The organism is Limnospira platensis NIES-39 (assembly GCF_026000695.1).
Lineage (GTDB): Bacteria > Cyanobacteriota > Cyanobacteriia > Cyanobacteriales > Microcoleaceae > Limnospira > Limnospira platensis.
The window spans coordinates 4,354,003-4,373,088 of record NZ_AP026945.1 but is presented as its reverse complement, the minus strand read 5'-3'; the positions used below and the strand labels follow the sequence as shown (position 1 = coordinate 4,373,088).

Annotated in this window: 10 protein-coding genes; 4 read left to right on the top strand and 6 right to left on the bottom strand. The window is 43.1% G+C overall.

The genetic code is table 11. The annotated features are described in order from the left end of the window. Window positions 1-2 precede the first annotated feature (2 nt). Entirely contained in the window at window positions 3-7,673 is a 7,671-nt protein-coding gene (locus N39L_RS21545; RefSeq protein ID WP_006618675.1) for a glycosyltransferase, read from the bottom strand. A 47-nt stretch (window positions 7,674-7,720) separates the two neighbouring features. After that, window positions 7,721-9,355 carry a class I SAM-dependent methyltransferase gene (locus tag N39L_RS21540; RefSeq protein ID WP_006618676.1) on the bottom strand — a complete coding sequence of 545 codons (1,635 nt, stop codon included), beginning with the start codon at window positions 9,353-9,355 and terminating at the stop codon, window positions 7,721-7,723. 202 nt (window positions 9,356-9,557) lie between these two features. On the opposite strand from N39L_RS21540, the gene ftsH3 reads away from it, so the two are divergent. Together ftsH3 and N39L_RS21530 are read left to right on the top strand one after the other, a co-directional pair. Then, entirely contained in the window at window positions 9,558-11,360 is a 1,803-nt protein-coding gene (gene ftsH3 / locus N39L_RS21535) for an ATP-dependent zinc metalloprotease FtsH3 (protein WP_190490403.1), read from the top strand. Between the two features lie 400 nt (window positions 11,361-11,760). Further along, window positions 11,761-12,129: a hypothetical protein gene (locus N39L_RS21530; protein ID WP_014276336.1), complete on the top strand. Its 369-nt coding sequence runs from the start codon at window positions 11,761-11,763 to the stop codon at window positions 12,127-12,129. Window positions 12,130-12,159: 30 nt separating this feature from the next. On the opposite strand, the gene N39L_RS21525 is transcribed toward N39L_RS21530, so the two are convergent. After that, window positions 12,160-13,731 (bottom strand): calcium-binding protein, encoded by a 1,572-nt coding sequence (locus tag N39L_RS21525; RefSeq protein WP_035737476.1) that lies wholly within the window; start codon window positions 13,729-13,731, stop codon window positions 12,160-12,162. Window positions 13,732-13,907: 176 nt separating this feature from the next. Between N39L_RS21525 and N39L_RS21520 the strand changes: the two genes are divergently transcribed. Then, window positions 13,908-15,101, top strand: a complete 1,194-nt coding sequence (locus tag N39L_RS21520; RefSeq protein WP_006618810.1) for a glycoside hydrolase family 10-like protein — start codon at window positions 13,908-13,910, stop codon at window positions 15,099-15,101. On the opposite strand, the gene tatC is transcribed toward N39L_RS21520, so the two are convergent. Both tatC and queC read right to left on the bottom strand, forming a co-directional pair. Further along, a complete protein-coding gene (gene tatC / locus N39L_RS21515) occupies window positions 15,057-15,959 on the bottom strand; it encodes a twin-arginine translocase subunit TatC (RefSeq protein WP_373869252.1) in 903 nt (300 codons plus the stop codon). The two genes, N39L_RS21520 and tatC, sit on opposite strands and share 45 nt — an antisense overlap. Window positions 15,960-16,259: 300 nt before the next feature. Next, window positions 16,260-16,940: a 7-cyano-7-deazaguanine synthase QueC gene (queC, locus tag N39L_RS21510; protein ID WP_006618808.1), complete on the bottom strand. Its 681-nt coding sequence runs from the start codon at window positions 16,938-16,940 to the stop codon at window positions 16,260-16,262. Window positions 16,941-17,214: 274 nt separating this feature from the next. Here queC and N39L_RS21505 point away from each other — a divergent pair, with 274 nt between their 5' ends. Next, entirely contained in the window at window positions 17,215-17,739 is a 525-nt protein-coding gene (locus N39L_RS21505) for a potassium channel family protein (RefSeq protein WP_014276334.1), read from the top strand. 173 nt (window positions 17,740-17,912) lie between these two features. Here N39L_RS21505 and N39L_RS21500 read toward each other — a convergent pair whose 3' ends face one another. Beyond that, window positions 17,913-19,079 carry a cysteine desulfurase family protein gene (locus N39L_RS21500; RefSeq protein WP_014276333.1) on the bottom strand — a complete coding sequence of 389 codons (1,167 nt, stop codon included), beginning with the start codon at window positions 19,077-19,079 and terminating at the stop codon, window positions 17,913-17,915. Window positions 19,080-19,086: the final 7 nt, after the last annotated feature.

The following is a 19,086-nucleotide window of genomic DNA, read 5'->3' as shown; positions in this document are numbered from 1 at the left end:
AATCAACTATTCAAGGAATGCCAATTTTGATAATCTCGTTGCAGATAACTAGGAAGGCGAGATAGGTCTTTAATTTGTAGTTGTTCCGGTCGATAATATAGCATAGCCACTATGAGATAATTAAGCGATCGCGGTGTATCTAAACCCTGTCGGAGATGGTTTCCTACTTGTTGTAGAAAATCCCATTCATGTTGGGTTAACATTTCATTTTGCAGGCGACTATTTAACAAACTGCGATAGCCATCACCGAGGGGACTCTGATACATCTCCTCTAACTGGTGTTCAGGTAAATTGAGCCAAAACTGTGCAAATTGCCACCGCAGTTGTCGCAATTCTACGGTGATATTAGTATCTGTGGGGTCGATATTAAATAATTTGACACACCCAATTAATCGATTGACAAAAGTTGAGACATCTACAGCAGTGACCGTTGGTGTTACCTGGGGAGAATTGACAGGAGTTGGCTGGGTTTGAGTCGTGGCTAAGGTTTGTTTAATTTGAGCGATCGCATCGGCATTTTCAAACACTCGCTGATAATCAGGAAGCAACCAGGCGGGTAAACGATTAACCGCATCTCGCACCAGCATTTTACCAGGTTGAGAATACAACATCACCGCCATTAAACAATTAATTGCATGGGGTTCAGTCAGTCCCATAGCAGTTTTTGTCCAAGTCTTAACTAATGCTTGTTCTTCATCAGTTAAGGGTTGTTTTTGAATACCTCTATTGAGCAAAATTTGATAACCTTTACCTATCTGTTGTTGATAAAGATGTTCTAATTGTTCGGGTGGTTGTCTTAACCAGTATTCTACCATACCACGACGAATTTTGTGTAATTTATTTACCACCATAGTATTATTGGGGTCAAGTTCATAGAGATTAACTTGATCGACCAATTCCGCTAAAAACTGCTGTCGTTTTTGGGGATTATGTAAATCTATAACTTGCTGTTGAGATTGGTAATTTTGGAAGATTTGAGTTAACAAAGCTCCCATTTTCGCACCATAGGCGCGACTATCCAAAAACTCAGGATTAGCCGCCATTTTCTGTTGAATGGCTTGGCGTTTTAACTGTCGCAATTCGGGAGTATTTGCGAGGGTAACAGCCAAACTAATATAGGAGGATTCGCTGTCGGTAATTAAATCAGGAATCCCAAGCGATCGCATCATAGCGGCACCATGTTTAGAACGCAAAGTATCTCCATCTCTGACTACTACAGGTAATCCCACTTCTAGGGGATCCACTAAGGAGTTTGAGCCAGAGTGGGGGTAGGAATCTAAATAAATATCCCCCTGTTCTAAACAGGCTTTAACATCGGTACGGCTGGGAAGAGACTTAATCAGAACTAAGCGTTTGTCTTCAACTCCGTATTTGCTCAAGGTGGCGTACATTCGGCGGATAAATTGGGAACTAGCATAGTTGCTACTCCAACTAGGAGCAAAGGGATAAAGCACTAAAATGGAATTGGGAACTTGAGCGAGAATTTTCACCCAGGTTTCCCCTTGTTCTGGGATAATTTTATAGAAATTTGCGCCGGACATAAAGACAATTGTTTGGTCATTGGCTCCCCATTGGCTGCGGTGAGGCTTAACGGTGGCGGGTTGAGGTGCGATCGCATAATAGTTAAAACAAAAGCCAGTTCCGTTGAGAACAGCTAAATTTTCTCGATAGAAATTAGGAGCCTCTGCACCCTCGGAAAGATGACCAGAAATATAATAATCCATATATCTCATTCCGGTAGTAACAGGTGATGAAAATAGGGTAGCTTGTACTCGCGCTAGTCGGTGTAATGCTAACAAGGTGACGGGTTTAGTAATGGCAGTTACATTAGTTCCAAATAGCAAAATATCGAGGTTATCAGCGCGAATAGTGGCTGCTTGTTGTAACTTATCATCAGGTAGTCTAACTAAACGGTCAGCGCGGGATCTACAGTATTGCTCTAGGGGATGATTGTTGGCTTGGGTAACATATAAAATAATCTCGAATTGTTCCCGATTGAGATATTCAAAAGCTGGTAATGTTAAGTAAGTTTCGGTTTGGGGGTTGAGGTGGTCGTTAAGAATTCCTAGGCGAATTTTTTGGCGATCGCTCGGACGTTCTGGGAAGGAGTAATCCAACTTAAAATCGCGGGTTTGTAGGAAGAGATGAAACAACTCAGCCCGACTACAAAACAGAGGTTTTAAGTTAAAATCGGCGAAATAGTTAGGGATAAAATTCCCCCTTTCTAGCAACATACTGGTTAACTTTTGCCATAGGGGATAGTCTGGCTGCTGCTGGAGACGTTCCCGAACAAAATCTAATAACCGTATCCGATAGCGGGAGTAATTATCTGCATCTCCCATTTCTTGGAATAGGGGGGGGACCTCAAATAAAAATCTAAAATAGTCCTCAGCCAACCAAGTGGGAATTAAAGACTCCTCAAAGGTAAGCATTAGCTGATCGGCACGACCATATAACATCCCAGCGAGTAAATACTGAAGAGTTTTTGGCTGCTTAAAGCCTTGACTCAAATAGGATTTAATTTCCTGAAAATACAGACGTTCATCATCGCGGAAAATTTCGTTTTTGATACCAGAGTTGAGTAGAGACTTATGTACTTGACCTAAATTCTCCTGATAAGCCTGGGGGAGTTGTTCTGTTTCTAATTTTAACCACATCTCAGACACAGCTTTGCGAGCATTACGGAGATTTTCTAAGGCTACTTCATCATGGGAATTTTGCTGATATTTTTGAGCATAATCTACAAAATTTTGTAGATTTAAATTACCACTAGCATTTAAAATCAACTCAACTGGCTGAGATTTAGCATCAAAGAAATCAGGATAGTAACTCATTACCTGAGCTTTATAATAATCTCGATTTTGAAAAGACTGCACAACCCTAGAACCAGGATGGCGACGATAATATAAAACTGTTTCTCGTATACCATAAAAAGGTATATTATGTTGATGACAATTTAGCCAAAATTCCCAATCCTCATATCCCGATTCCTTAATTTCTTCCTTATATCCTTTAGTCAAATCATAGACAGTTTTGGGATATAAAGACGTACACACCAGCATATTATATTTTTTGAGATTTTCTAAGGAATATTCGTCAGCAGTTACAATTTTTCGCTGTTCAGTGCCAAAAATCTCATAGGAGCCAAAAATCACGCAATCATGAGATTTGCTGAGGGCCACTTCTACTAAACTAGCCATGGCAGAAGAGCTAAGTTTATCATCAGCATCTAAGGGTAAAATATATTCACCTTTGGCTTGATTGATGCCAGTATTTCTAGCACTAGCACAACCTTTATTGTCGGTTTCTATGAGGCTAATTTTGTGGTTAGCAAAAATTTTAATAAGATGTTGAGCCACTTGGCTAGTTTGGTCAGGACTACCATCATTAACAATGATAATTTCCCAATGGGGGTAAGTTTGAGCCACAACGCTGGCAACTGCTTCTGGTAAAAATTCCCCCTGTTGATAGCAGGGAATAATTACAGAAATTAGTGGTATATTAGTAGGTAATGCTGTTTTAATAACTTCCATGGTTTGGGTTAACATTTGTTGTTCTGTAAACATTTGTTCGGCTCGTTTTTTGCAGGCTTGACCAATAGAATACCGTAGATAGGGATTAGCAACCCACTCTTTAATAGTTTCTATTAATTCCGTGATAGTTGCTGAGGCATTTATTTTAGGGTCAGACAAGAGTTTACCCGTGTTTCCTAACTCTTCAGGAATGCCACTAACTGCTGAAGCAATTACAGGTAATCCTTTCGCCATTGCTTCTATTACTGATAAGGGCATTCCTTCCAATTCGGAGGGTAAAATAAATATATCGCTGGCATCTAATAAGTCAGGAATATCATGACGACATCCTAGCAATTTAACCTGGTCAGTAATGCCTAATTTTTGGATTTCTGTTTTTAGTTGATTTTCCCAGCTACCTCCACCAGTCCATAGAAAATATAGTTGACACCAAATGGGGGTGTTTTTCAGTTGTTGAATGGCTTGTAATTGGTATTGATAGCCTTTGATGGATTCTAATCTAGCTGAGGTGAAGCCAACTATGGCATTGGGGGGGATGCCTAGTTGTTTACGAATGCGATCGCCTGTAGTAGGATTAACTAAACTAAAATACTGCCTGGGTCGTCCATAGTAAATTACGCGACCCCGTGATTTAGGTAGTTGGAAAAGTTCCCACAACTGCTGTAAATTTTCTTGAGAAACGGCGATAACTTCCTGGGAATGCTGATAAATCTCCGCCAGTTGACCCAAGTAAGACTGAAACTGTTTAGCTAAATAAGGCGCTACAAAATTTTCTGTAATAACGAAAGGTATTTTTAACCTCATAGCCACTTGTTTAGCAGCTAAATTAGAAATTGGACAGCAATCACTAAACAGGATTAGGTCTGGCTTCGCCTTGGTAAAAATAGTTTCAGCAGTAGTGTGGTCTGTTAAGGTTTGATGAAAGTCCTTAACTGAATCATAGTCTAACCAAAAATGTTGAATTCCTAACTGTTTTTGTTGGTCTAACAAATAATGAGATTCTCGACTTTGTACACAACTAACATGATAACCAGATTTAATTAACTGGGTGAGAATTGAGTGATTATATTGTCCAACTCCATAAATCCTCGGTTCGTCAGTATAAACTAAAATATGGAATTTTTCAGGCGATTTTAAAGGTTTCATTTCCCCTGGACAGACTGATACTGGTTTAGATATAGTTCTGGGGATATTAACAATACCATATTGCTGACAAATTTTCTGAGTTTCCGTGTAAGTAGTGGGGTTTTTGTTTTCTAATCCATCCTGATTATCAAAATATAACCCCAAGATTTCGGGTATTTTAGCGATGTTTTCAGTTTTGCCAATTCTCAGCCAAAACTCATAATCTCCCGCTACTGTAAATTCCGGGTTAAAATCGCCATATTTTTGATGGAGAGATTTGCGCCACATAGGTTGAGAACCGAGACAGCAGCGGCGCTCTAATTCTTGATAACTAAAATCTGGCCAGTTCCAGCGTTGGTTAGCTTGGGTATTAGCAAAGGTTTCGTTGGGGTTGTGGGTGATAAGTTGATCGCCATAAACAACGGCAATATCTGAATGCTGGTCTAAATAATTAGCCATTAATTCTAAAGCATCGAAACGGTGTCTATCATCAGTGTTAGCATTAGTGATATATTCCCCTTTGGCGAGTTCTATGGCTCGATTCCAGGCGGCATAAAGGGTTTCTCGGTGTTCGGTGCGATGGTAGATAATTTGGGGATATTTAGCTTGAAAATTGGCTACTATTTCTGCTTCGTTTTCCTGGGAGTTGCTATCAATAACAATAATTTCTAGCTGCTGTTTATGGTATAATGTTTGATTGACCAAATCCTGCAAACATCCCTCTATAAATTTGGCGGAGTTATAGGTGGAAATAATGGCGGAAACTTTGGGTGATGTTAACCTCGTTTCTGGTCGCTGAACCGTTGACCAAATCCAAGGTTTAGCGCATTCAAGGGAAACTAAATTAAAGCCGGCGGCGATTAATAAATCCCTGAGTTGTGTATCAGTGTAGGCGTTTCCGTATAAATAATATTGCTGATTTTCTGCGCCTTCTTCATCAAAATCACCTAAATTTTCCGCACTGCGATCGTGAACTTGAATGCGGAAGTATCCCCCTGGCTTTAATACCCTAAAGATTTCGCTAAAATAGCTTTTAACCACAGATAGCGATCGGATATGTTGAAAAACAATGGTAGAATAAACTAAGTCGTAAAATTCACCTGGTAAATCTTGTAAATCAGATCCATTATTGACATATAATTCACCATTAGATTGACCATCAGCTAAGTATTGTTTAGCAAACTCAATCATATTTTCCGAAATATCCACCCCATCGACTCGGTTAAATCTTTCCCGTAAAGGCTTAATTAAACGACCGACACCACAACCAATTTCTAAGACTTTCCAATGGGGTTGACTAGGGAGACCTTGAAGAATTTGTTGAGTAGTTCGATAAATTGACTGTTCCCAAACTTGCTGTCTTTCGGCTGGTGATAATTTCTCAATTCCTGGATATGTCAACACTCGCGCAAACATGGCATCTTGGATAGAATCAACATTCCAAAACTGACGCTGTAAATTTAGTTGCGCGTGATTAACTGAAGATTTTGTAGCTGGTGTTGATAATGAGTTAATCCGCTTTTTCATGTCTGCGGCGGGGGTAAAATTAGGGATTAACTCTAGGACTCGGTTAATGGCTTGTTGCGCTAAATTATGATTACCGATTTGTTCGGCAGAATTGGCTAAATACCACAGGACTCGCCCAATATTACCACCATTTTGCCATGCTTGGTAAAACTCGTTAACTGCTTCCTGATGTCGTCCCTGTTTTTGCAAAACTAATGCTGACCAGAAGCGCAAATATCCATCTTGAGGATAACAATTGCGGTAGTGAAATAAACCACCACCACCGGGGTTACACAGTCCGGGAGAAGCTGTCGAAATGTGGCGATCGCTTTCTAACTGTTCGGAGAGATGATTAGATGTTAAACTAACTTTAAATTGAGGGTCAATATCTCCTAAACTCTGCACAAATAATGCTGCACCTGTTTGGGGGTTTCCGGTAGTTAAACGGCGTTCCCGTTTAGGAAACTTCATTAACTGATGATAAGTTTGATGAATTTTATCAATAGAAACCTGGGGATTAAAATATTGTTGGGCATAATTTCGGGCATTATTTCCTAATCTCAATCTCTCCTGGGGATGATGATATAAATATGCGATCGCCTGCTGATATTCCCTCTCACTGTTAACGACTAATCCGGTTTGATTATTAATAACTAACCCCTTAATCCCTCCATGGGGAAAAACCACCGGAGTTATCCCCGCATACATAGCTTCCTGTAGACTTTTTTCGCTAGTTGCATAGGTATCCTCAACTAAAGGATAGCCAAACACATCGAGGATTTCTAAGACGGATTTAATATCTTCAACATACCCCCGAAACTCAAATTTTTCGGCAACTCCCAAACTTGCTGCCTGTTGTTTAAGGCTATTTTCAATTCCTCCCCCACAGACAATAAAACGAATATCAGGAACTTGCACCCCGGCACTCATGGGGATATAATTTTGATAGAGTTTGGAGAAATCAACTGTGCCAATATAACCGACATTAAAACCCTGGTGAGGGCGATTATTTAAAGATTCTAAACGGCTAAAATCAGCAATTCCTGGCACTACTCCAATTTGATTATTGGTGAATAAATCACTACGGGATTTAATGGCGGGTATCTCTAAACTATAGGGAGTTGTGGCTAACAAAATATCTGCATAATCAACTAATTCCGATGTGACAATATGGGGAGAGCGATCGCCTACTACTTTCAGCCACACTAGCAACCGCATGGGAGGTAAATTTAACTGTAATAATTCATATAATTCTGGAGTATTCCAGAAGTGAATATGAACAATATCCGCCTGTGCTATCTCTCGATAAATTATCTCTAAATTAGGTGATTCAATTACCTGTAAACCAGCCATTTCGGCTAATTTGACTGCTTGGGGATGCGCGGGAGTCAAAGAAATAGCACAATGAACCTGATCCAATTGTTTGAGGGTAGCATCTTTAGCGATCGCTACTACAGACCGTGATGCACCTCCTAGAGAAAATCCTTGTAAAATGTGTAAAATTTTCATAAATCCGTAATTTCTAAAGACCAGATAACCGCCCAAATCACTTTTAATTAATGACCGGGAGAAACCCGATAATGATTTAATCTGCTAATTTGCTTAACCAAATGATTGGGCTTAAAGAAATAGCTAGTATAGGCTATTTCAACGGTGCGATCGCAATCATGAACAAACACATCAGTATCACCAGATTTGATAGCTAATTGGGAAGCCAAATATATACTTTTCATTCTCCCCGGTGTTTCCGGTGTATATCCCGCCGGACCATCAACTAAAATCCAATCCCATGATATATCATAAATCCAATTAGGTAAATCCAAGGATAAACAATCCTCCCTCTGTTCAAATTTCATCAACAATTCTGCCCAATTTTGTCGCCGAGTTTGGTAATCCACATGATAGGCTTCTAAATGGGGATAGCTCTTTTTCACCTGAGTTAACCACTGGGGGTTATCTTCCAAAAATACCGTTTTACCGTGGGGGTTAATATCCATCCATAAACCGCTATCTTTACCCACGCCAAAAACTAGCAAATTTCCGGGAGTCTGAGGATGAATAATATCAGCAATATAGCGATATTCTTCTCCGGTCATTTGTCCAGGATTGGCGGCGACCAACTCATCAATAATTGGATAGTAAAACTGCCGAGAATGATTATTAAAAATCCATTCCCATTGTAAATGACTGGGGAGAGTCCAATTAACAGATGGGTCTGGCTGATGAGCAATAGGTTGAACGTCTCCACGCCAAGCCACCCCCATGATTTGTTTAGTTTGATAAATGGCGACATTCCAACGGCGATCGCGAAAATAATTCCAACCCGCAAACACATCAGGAGAAACCAAATCATGAAACAAAATCAAAGCATCATCCGCCGCCACCTGTTCACAAATTTGAGCATCTAAAAACGGTCCTGGTGCTTCATGGTTGCCATCAATAAAAATGAGAGACCAGCGACGATGACAACTCCGAGCAATTTCGGCAACCTTAGCGGGACTGTAACCCGCAATTAACTCAACCCTTTCTATCACGCCAGCCTTTTGTAAAGAAGAGCGCACGCGACTGGAAAAAACCGGATTAGCCAGACCGGGGTCAATGACATCGAGAATCACCCCACCTAAAGCGAGATGACAGGTTGACCAACCCAACCAACAACCAATTTCTAAAGCCGGTTTACCAGCGAATTGCAAGGCGGTATTATATAGAATATGTGCTTCATCTCTGGTAATAAATCCCACCGTAGGGAATTGTTGATCAACGTAGCGATTATGGGGAATTTCTCGGCGGTTATATTGCCACTTAGAACTAATGTTATCAACAACTAAATTGGGGAAATAGCGATCGCATTTAATTTTCCTCAACCCAGAGGAGACATAATCCCCTGGAGGAAACGACAAATCCTCTCCAGATGCAGCCAGAATTTGTGATAAACCCTGTTGAGCCGTAGTACAATCAGGATTAAGTTCTAGGGCGATGCGATAAGCCCTAGTCGCGGCTGAGGCTTTATGCTGGGCTTGCAACACTTGAGCGAGGATATGATAAGCTCCAAAATGGTGGGGCTGGGTTTTGATGGCCTGATGACAAGCTGCGATCGCCTCAGAGAAACGCCCGCGAGCCAGACAATCTCCTGCCTGGTCATTGAGTCGCAAAACCTCAGAACTAGCTGTTAGATTGGCAAAATTCCCCATGAGTTCAGCAATGCGAGTCCAACTATACAGTTCAATAAGAGTCCAATAGAGTTAATCTGTTCCCAGACCCCGTATTTCTGAAAAATACGTTAAGATTGGTAAACATAATATCAAAGATACCAGAGAATCTGGGATCGAAAAAAAATCAGTAGGAGGATAGACCCCCGTGAATAAACGGTGGAGAAACGCGGTCTTATATGCAATGCTGGCTATTGTCGTCATCGCCTTAGCAACGACATTGTTTGACCAACAACCCCAAAGCCGGGAAACCTGGAAATATAGCACCTTTGTCCAGGAAGTCCAACAGAACCGGGTTGAACGAGTCAGTATTAGTGCCGATCGCACTAAAGCCCTAGTTACAGCCCAGGATGGCTCCAAAATCCTAGTAAATCTACCCAATGATCCAGATCTGATCAACATTCTGAGTGAAAACAATGTTGACATTGCGGTACAACCCCAAACGGAGGAAGGACTTTGGTTCAGAGCATTAAGTAGCCTGTTCTTCCCGATTTTGCTCCTAGTGGGCTTGTTCTTCCTATTGCGTCGCGCTCAAAACGGACCAGGTAGCCAAGCCATGAACTTTGGTAAATCCAAAGCCAGAGTCCAAATGGAACCCCAAACCCAAGTTACCTTTGGAGATGTAGCGGGTATTGAGCAAGCCAAACTGGAATTGAGCGAAGTAGTAGACTTCCTCAAAAACGCCGATCGCTTCACCGCCATTGGTGCGAAAATTCCCAAAGGCGTGCTATTGGTAGGACCTCCGGGAACCGGAAAAACCCTCCTCGCCAAAGCCGTAGCCGGGGAAGCCGGAGTTCCCTTCTTCAGCATTTCCGGTTCAGAATTCGTGGAGATGTTTGTCGGTGTGGGTGCTTCCCGCGTCCGGGACTTATTCGAGCAAGCCAAAGCTAACGCTCCCTGTATCGTATTCATTGATGAAATTGATGCAGTTGGTCGCCAACGGGGTGCAGGTCTTGGCGGTGGTAACGATGAACGGGAACAAACCCTTAACCAGTTACTGACCGAAATGGATGGTTTTGAAGGGAATACAGGCATTATTATTATTGCTGCTACTAACCGTCCTGATGTACTAGATGCAGCCCTAATGCGTCCGGGAAGGTTCGATCGCCAAGTAGTAGTCGATCGCCCCGACTATTCTGGTCGTTCGGAAATTCTGCAAGTCCACGCCAGAGGTAAAACCCTTGGTAAGGATGTAGATCTCGATAAAATCGCCCGTCGGACTCCTGGTTTTACTGGGGCTGATTTATCTAACCTGTTAAACGAAGCAGCCATTTTAGCCGCCCGGCGCAACCTCACGGAAATCTCTATGGATGAGGTTAATGATGCCATTGATCGCGTCTTAGCAGGTCCTGAGAAGAAAGATCGGGTGATGAGCGAAAAACGCAAAACCCTAGTGGCTTACCACGAAGCTGGTCACGCCTTAGTTGGGGCGTTGATGCCTGACTATGACCCAGTTCAGAAAATCAGTATTATTCCTCGTGGTCGCGCTGGTGGATTAACCTGGTTTATGCCTAGTGAAGATCGCATGGACTCGGGTTTATATAGTCGTTCTTACCTGCAAAATCAAATGGCTGTCGCCCTCGGTGGTCGTTTAGCCGAAGAGATTGTCTTTGGTGAGGAAGAAGTGACTACAGGTGCTTCTAATGACCTCCAGCAGGTCACACGGGTAGCCCGTCAAATGATTACCCGCTTTGGTATGAGCGATCGCCTTGGTCCGGTGGCTCTCGGTCGTCAGCAGGGTAATGTTTTCCTCGGTCGCGATATTATGTCGGAGCGTGATTTCTCTGAGGAAACCGCATCCGCTATTGATGAAGAAGTCCGCGCTTTGGTTGATGAGGCTTATAAACGCGCTCGTCAAGTCCTCGAAGAAAATCGCCCTGTTCTCGATAGTTTGGCAGAAATGCTCATCGAGAAAGAAACCGTTGATTCTGAGGAGTTGCAGGAGTTATTAGCTTCTAGCGATGTCAAAATGGCTGCGATCGCCTAAGCCTCATTTTTAACCCCATTTTTCCTTCATAATTCACAGGCTATCCACTTTCAGGATAGCCTTTTTTTTCATCAACAATCCATCCCCCCAAAACCCACCATCACATAAACTTTACTAATTTATACAGCCCCATCGATTGGAATTTCCAAAGAACGTTAAGAATTAATACATTTTTATTGAAAATCCCTCGCAAAAAGTTGACGAGATTATAGGGGTTATGGTATCATCTCAGAAATAGATACCAAGGGGCTACTCTGTCATTATGCAAAAATAAAGGCTACAACTACGATTATATCGCCAGATAAATTATTCTCTCAGCAAAATATTAAATTCACGATGCACGAGTTTTCGAGTAATAAGCGATCGCTTTTTTTGTACCTCTTGACAAAAACGCCATTATGTGCATACATTCACCTGTAGGGTGCGTCAGCCATCAATTATCCGGTGTGGATTTCAGCCGCCTTTTGTGGTGCGTCAGCCCTCAATTATCCGGTGTGGATTTCAGCAGCCTTTTGTGGTGCGTCAGCCCTCAATTATCCGGTGTGGATTTCAGCCGCCTTTTGTGGTGCGTCAGCCCTCAATTATCCGGTGTGGATTTCAGTTTTCGGTGTCTGACGCACCCTACACCCAATCATTTTTGTGGTGCGTCAGACCTCAATTATCCGGTGTGGATTTCAGTTTTCGGTGTCTGACGCACCCTACACCCAATCATTTTTGTGGTGCGTCAGCCCTCAATTATCCGGTGTGGATTTCAGTTTTCGGTGTCTGACGCACCCTACACCCAATCATTTTTGTGGTGCTAGATAAACCTAATCGGTCCATCATCAAGATTAGTGCCATCAAATTGAAGACCGACCACCCCTTCTAAAATAGCAATCAACTCATTTTCGCCGGGAGTCCGACGGAAAATAGCAGTTCCTTGTGGGAGGGGTTGGGGGATATCAGTAGAGAATAAATAATCGTCATTACTCAGTAAGATGACATCAGTAGTGCTGTTAAAATTCAAAATCAAAGCATAGTCAGCCACACCATTAATATCATCATTACCGTTATCGTAAAACGGTCCGTTTTCATTGCCTAATACAAAAGTATCAAAACCTTCTCCGCCAACCAGGGTGTCAATAGTTGTCAGTCCCGGAAAATCAGCGCTAGTATCAACACCAACCAGGAAATCATTACCGCGATCGCCACTTAAATAATCCCTACCTCGACCCCCATAGAGAGTATCATTACCCTGACCACCATATAAACAATCATCCCCATCTCCGCCATAGAGGATATCATTTTCCATATTTCCTAGCAGTATATCATTACCCTGACTACCCAACAGAGTATCATCACCTTTCCCCCCATAGAGAGTATCATCACCCGGACCCCCATCTAGGCTATCATCTCCCTGATTCCCAAACAAAAGATCATTACCATTGCCACCCAATAAAGTATCATTATCCTCGCCGCCATAGAGGGTATCATTACCGTCGCCGCCATCTAAGAAATCATTACCTGCTTCTCCAAATAGCAGATCGCGACCAATTCCCCCTAATAGGGTGTCATCATTTAAACCGCCATAGAGGGTATTGTTACCATTTCCCCCATCTAAGAAATCGTTATTTTGACCCCCATACAGGAGATCATTACCCCCACCTCCGATAAGAGTGTCATTCCCCGTAAAACCATAGAGGGTATTGTTACCACCCCCACCATAGAGCAAATCATTTCCTTCTGTTCCCAAGATTAAACTATTACCGTCGCCACCCTCAAAAACATAATCTGCACTGGGTAGAGTCGGCGTGGGAGTTGGTGTGGGTGTCGGTTCCGAAGGTGTAGGTGTGGGTGTCGGTTCCGAAGGTGTGGGTGTCGGTTCCGAAGGTGTAGGAGTCGGTTCCGAAGGTGTGGGTGTGGGTGCTGGTGTGGGTGTGGGTGTGGGTGTGGGTGTGGGTGTGGGTGTGGGTGCTGGTGTGGGTGTGGGTGTCGGAGGTGGTGTCGGAATGGGAACCGGAGGCGGCGGTGTCGGTTGAGCAACAGGCGGAGGTGTGGGCTCAAAAGGTGCAGGTGTGGGTTCAGGAGTGGGTGGCGCGGGTTCTGGGATAAAAGGGATTTCCTCCTCCTCCTCTCCATTGTCGCCATTGTCGCCATTATCGCCATTATCCCCATTGTCCACGGGAAGAGTGTCATTATCGCCATTATCGCCATTATCGCCATTATCCACGGGAAGGGTATCATTATCCCCATTATCCCCATTGTCAAGGAGTCCGATCTCCTCGGTTTCTGGTTCTGAGCGTATGGATTCGTGATCAATAATATCGGTAAGGTCAGATAATGGTGATATATTTATATCCTCTGCCATCGTGCCAAACCCAAAAGCACTCATCTAACTTACCTCACGATCAATACTGCTAGAGCCATTTTTTTCAGAATAGCATATTCTCTGAGAGAGTCTACCACAAAAGCATAGCAGCCAATTGATAGCCGAAATCTTAATAATTTACGATCATCGTGGATAATTAAGAATCATTCACCGACAGACACAAGTAGGAATGAGAAGAGATGACTAAAACGCGCTATACCTTGCCGAAACTGTTGATTTTATTGGTAGTGGCTGTTAGTGTTTTTGTGGCGATCGCCATTTCCTCTAGTTCTCCAATTCCAGCGAGGTCTGTCACCGAAATTAGGGGAGTTTGGCTAACCAATGTTGACAGCAATATTTTATTTTCAACAACCGGCTTAACTCAGGCTTTAGACCGCCTGCGAAACCTGAATTTTAACACTATTTACCCCACAGTGTGGCAGGGAGGTTATACCCTATATCCTAGCCGTGTAGCTGAGGAGGTGTTTGGTATTTCCAGAGACCCCCACCCCGGATTACAAAAACGAGATATGCTCTCGGAGGTGGTGAGGGAAGGACATAAACGGGAATTAAAAGTTATTCCTTGGTTTGAGTTTGGGTTTATGGCTCCCATTGATTCAGAATTAGCCAAACTTCACCCGAACTGGTTAACACAAACCCAAGATGGTAGTTTCACGAAACCGGGAGGAAATCCTGAGTGGGTGTGGTTAAATCCCTTTCATCCCGAAGTACAACAATTCATTTTAAATCTAGTCACCGAAATTGTCAAGAACTATGATATTGATGGCATTCAATTTGATGATCATTTTGGCTTACCTGCTGAGTTAGGTTATGACCCCTTTACCGTTAAACTATTTAAGGAGCAGCATCAAGGTCAATCACCGCCAGAAAATCCCCTAGATACCTATTGGGTGAGATGGCGAGCCGACCAACTTAATAAGTTGATGGAGAAGGTATTTTATGGGGTGAAAGCAATTCAAGAAGATTGTCTGATTTCGTTGTCTCCGAACCCCCTACATTTTGCGCTTCCGGCTTATCTTCAGGACTGGTTTACCTGGGAAAGAAAAGGTTGGATAGAAGAGCTAGTGCCGCAAATATATCGTTCTGATATGTCTCATTTTATTAGGGAACTAGAACGAGCAGAAATCGAATTAGCGAAAAATCATATTCCGGTGGCGATCGGGATTTTAAGCGGTCTCAAAAATCGTCCTACAGCGACTAACATCTTGGAAGAACAGGTAAAAAATGTACGCGATCGCCATTTTGCGGGAGTCTGTTTTTTCTTCTATGAAAGCCTGTGGAATTGGGCGGAAGACTCCCCAGAGGAGCGAGAAAATCGCCTAAAAAAGTTATTTTCCCATAAGTTTAACCGCCCCCACGCCGCCAAAGTATAAAAACACAATAGCGCCTCCCAGCAGACTTTGAGTCAAGGGGTCAGTAGAGGGGGTTAAAAATCCCCCCAGAATAGCCGCCCCCATCAACACATATCGCCAGATAGATAACATTTTCCCAGAAGATACAATACCCAATATCCCCAAAACAATCTGAATAATTGGCACTTGAAATGCGATCGCAGTTACCAACAGCAATTTCAGGACAAACTCAAAGTATTCAGCAATTGACCATAGCTGTTCTACCACATCAGAACCATAATTAATAAAGAAGGTGAGAGCCGCCGGAACAATAGCCAGATAAGCAAAAACCAATCCGATTAAAAACAGAAAAGTTGACCCCAGAAAAACGGGTCCCAAAATTCGTCGTTCCCGGAGGGTAAGTCCGGGTAAAACAAACTGGATAATCTGAAAAATAATAAACGGACTCGCCACCAGTAAACCGCTATATCCCGCGACTTTAATGGAGACAAAGAAATACTCTCCCGGAGCCAATTGTAAAAGTTTTACCCCTTGAGCGGGAACCTTTAAAATTTGGACAATTGGTTTAACTGCTATAAAGCAAACAACTATCCCAATCACCACAGAAATTAATGAGTAAAAAAGGCGCTGTCTTAATTCTTCCAGGTGGTCAAACAGAGACATTTCTACCTCATCAGGAATTTGGTTGAGGTAGTCATCATCATCGGGGGAAATTTGAGGTTCTGGTGGCTTAATCAGAGTGGCTGTTGATGAACTTTTAGCCCTAGTAGAGGTGGCGGGTTGGTAACCATTTACGGAGCCATTACCGTTCAAGGGCGCTTGAGGATTTTTGCCATTAGTATTAGTGGGTCTCGACACCTGTTGAGGAGTGGGAGCCATAGTCAAGCTATCTGGTGCAATTACGGGCGTTTTTGGGGGGGTTGGGTTCTCGGTTTTGAGAGTATCTTGGGCTTCCAATTGAGTGCGTAGTTTCTGATTCTCCCGTTCGGTTTCTGCGAGAAGTTGTTTGAGATTGGTAATTCTTTGATGCAGAACAGTGGCTTCTTGACACAGAGCTTCATAAGCATCAGAATTGGGAGATTGTGAAAATTGGTCTTCCATAGAATTAACTTTTAGGGAACTGTTAGGGAGTGTTTGGCGCTAGGAAAAGAGAGGGGGGAGTAAAGGGTTAGTTAAATTTTATCTTTTAGCATAGGAAATGGGATCAGTTAACCCCAAGGCTTGGAAAGCAGCCAGACGCAAACGACAAGCATCACATACCCCACAGGCTTCAGCTTCTCCCCCATAGCAAGACCAGGTATGCTCCCAGGGAACCCCTAAACTGTTCCCCAATTGGATGATATCTGTTTTTTTGAGGTCAATTAGGGGAGTGTTGATGGTGATAGGATTACCTTCGCGTCCTTGTTTGGTTCCCAGACGGAACACGGACTGCATGGCGACGATATAATCAGGGCGACAGTCGGGATATCCTGAGTAGTCTAGTGCATTGACTCCAATATAAATGCGATCGGCTCCGATGGCTTCGCCGTAGGCGAGTGCAAAACTCAGAAAAATGGTATTTCTGGCGGGGACGTATGTAATGGGGATGGTTGCGGACATTTCCGCCAAAGTGCGATCGCAAGGTAAATCGATGTTATCATCAGTCAAGGCTGACCCTCCCCAACGCTTGAGGTCAAACTCTACGGTTTGATGAGCTGCTACCCCCGCCGCCTGTGCAATTTTAGCCGCCGCTTCCAATTCTCGTAGGTGTCGCTGCTGGTAGTTGAATGACAGTGCATAGCATTCATAGCCATCAGCTTTCGCCTGATACAGCACTGTGGAAGAATCAAGTCCACCAGAGAGTAGAATTACTGCTTTCACGTTTTCTCGCCTTTACCCAACTTCATCTTACTTAATCATAGAATTAATTGTAACAAAAGTTAATAACAATTACCCATATCTATGGGCTATCACCCTAAGAGGGGAGCAAATCACCATCTGCTAGGGGATAGAAGGCGATCGCATTTAGTTAAATTACGACAAACTTCTTAACAATCCTCTGCCCACGGAAAATCGCAAAAATACTTCATATTTACTTCCTCAAAAATTCGCTACACTGGTCAATAAGTAAATTAGAAGTTACGAGGTATTATTCATGACATTTATACCTAAAGTTCAATACAATCCCTCCCGCTGGCTAACTCTGGTTCTGATGACCATGGCATTGTGGGTTGGTGGTAGCCTACTGTTGGATGTAGTAATTATGCCAGCGATGTATCTATCTGGGATGATGCAAGAACCTAGTTTTGCCTCTACAGGCGGAATAGTTTTCACGGCATTTAATCATATTGAAATCCTCTGCGCCGCCTTAGCTTTAACGGGAATGATGGTTTTAGGAATGACTCTTCCTGAAGGGTTCAGCAATCGGATTCGTACCCTGACGGTGTTATCTTCTATCTTGTTGGCGATCGCTTTGTTGTACACCTATAGCCTCACCCCCCAAATGACTGCCCTAGGTGTAAATCTGAATTTATTTAACGCTGTTGAATCGACTCCAGAGGGGATGAATCAACTACACTTTAGCTACCTAAGTCTGGAAGCCTTAAAACTGTTCGCCGCTGGGACTATTTTGGCTTGGTGTTATCATAATCATAATTATGCGGGAATTATTGAGCAGTAATTACCCTTTAATTACTATTAGCAATTGACTAGGTTATAGCCCCAAATATATCAGGGTTTTAACCTGGTTTTTTTATGGTTGACGTGATTTATTAGTAGATAAGAGCACAGGATATTTGAGGCAAAATAGCCCCTGGGTGAGTGTGGCGTAGTTGAGGGAATTAGGCGATCGCCCTAGGCTTCCATCACCTCACGGATAGTACCAATAGCACCCCCTAAAATCTCCGCAGCGCGATCAATTTCCGACTCAGTGGTAAATTTGCCGATACCAATCCGCAAAGCACCTTCCATGGCATTTGGGGATAAAGCGATCGCCCGCAAAACATGGGACGGTGCTTCTACTCCAGAGGAACAAGCCGCCCCCGTAGAAATTGCCAGGCGATCGCGCACCCGTGCTATAATCGCACTATTAGGAACATCTGGAATCGAAATATGCAGATTTCCCGATAAGCGATGATTAATATCTCCATTAATCACCAAACCCGGTATTTTGTCAAGTAGTAAATCCTGTAATTTATCGCGCAAATTAGCAATTTTTGCCTCATCTTCTGCCATTTCCAAACCTCGCAGACGACAGGCTTCTCCCAACCCCACAATTCCCGGCACGTTGAGAGTACCAGACCTAATTCCTCCTTGATGTCCGCCGCCAAACAGAATCGGCTTGAGTGGATAACCTTTTCTAGCCACCAACGCCCCGACTCCTTTTGGTCCGTAGAGTTTATGACCAGAAATCGCCAAATAAGTGATTCCCCATTCCTCAAAATTGATAGGTATTTTGCCCACAGCTTGGGACCCATCGCACAAAAAAGGGACTTGGTGAGCTTGGGCAATTTTAGCAATTTCTGCCATGGGATAAATCGTCCCAATTTCGTTATTAGCAGCCATCATACATAACAGAGAAACCCCATCCTGGCAAACCTTATGCACCGATGCCAAGTCGATTTTACCCTGTTGATCAACGGACAAATAAGTGATATCAATTAACCCTTGTTTAACTAAAGCCTGACCCGTATCTAAAACCGCTGGATGTTCCACCGGAGAGACAGCCATTGTCGGCAAATATGGGGATTTATGATTAATGATGCTACCTTGAATAGCCAAATTAATGCTTTCAGTAGCGCCAGAAGTAAAGATGATTTCTCTTGGGGAAGCGCCGACTAATTCCGCCACTTGTCGCGCCGCTTGAGAAACTGCTTTTTGGGCGCGATCGCCATAAATATGGTCGATACTGCTGGCGTTACCAAATTCTACCGTCATGTAATGCAGCATTTTCTCAGCCACTCTGGGGTCAACGGTCGTGGTGGCGTGGTAGTCGAGATAGATAGGGGGAGAGTCAGTCATCAGATAT

Excerpts from the sequence above, each read along its gene's own strand:
- N39L_RS21545 (WP_006618675.1), bottom strand. The coding sequence starts at position 7,673 with ATGAAAATTTTACACATTTTACAAGGATTTTCTCTAGGAGGTGCATCA.
- N39L_RS21540 (WP_006618676.1), bottom strand. The coding sequence starts at position 9,355 with ATGGGGAATTTTGCCAATCTAACAGCTAGTTCTGAGGTTTTGCGACTC.
- ftsH3 (WP_190490403.1), top strand. The coding sequence starts at position 9,558 with ATGCTGGCTATTGTCGTCATCGCCTTAGCAACGACATTGTTTGACCAA.
- N39L_RS21525 (WP_035737476.1), bottom strand. The coding sequence starts at position 13,731 with ATGAGTGCTTTTGGGTTTGGCACGATGGCAGAGGATATAAATATATCA.
- N39L_RS21520 (WP_006618810.1), top strand. The coding sequence starts at position 13,908 with ATGACTAAAACGCGCTATACCTTGCCGAAACTGTTGATTTTATTGGTA.
- tatC (WP_373869252.1), bottom strand. The coding sequence starts at position 15,959 with ATGGCTCCCACTCCTCAACAGGTGTCGAGACCCACTAATACTAATGGC.
- N39L_RS21505 (WP_014276334.1), top strand. The coding sequence starts at position 17,215 with ATGACATTTATACCTAAAGTTCAATACAATCCCTCCCGCTGGCTAACT.
- N39L_RS21500 (WP_014276333.1), bottom strand. The coding sequence starts at position 19,079 with ATGACTGACTCTCCCCCTATCTATCTCGACTACCACGCCACCACGACC.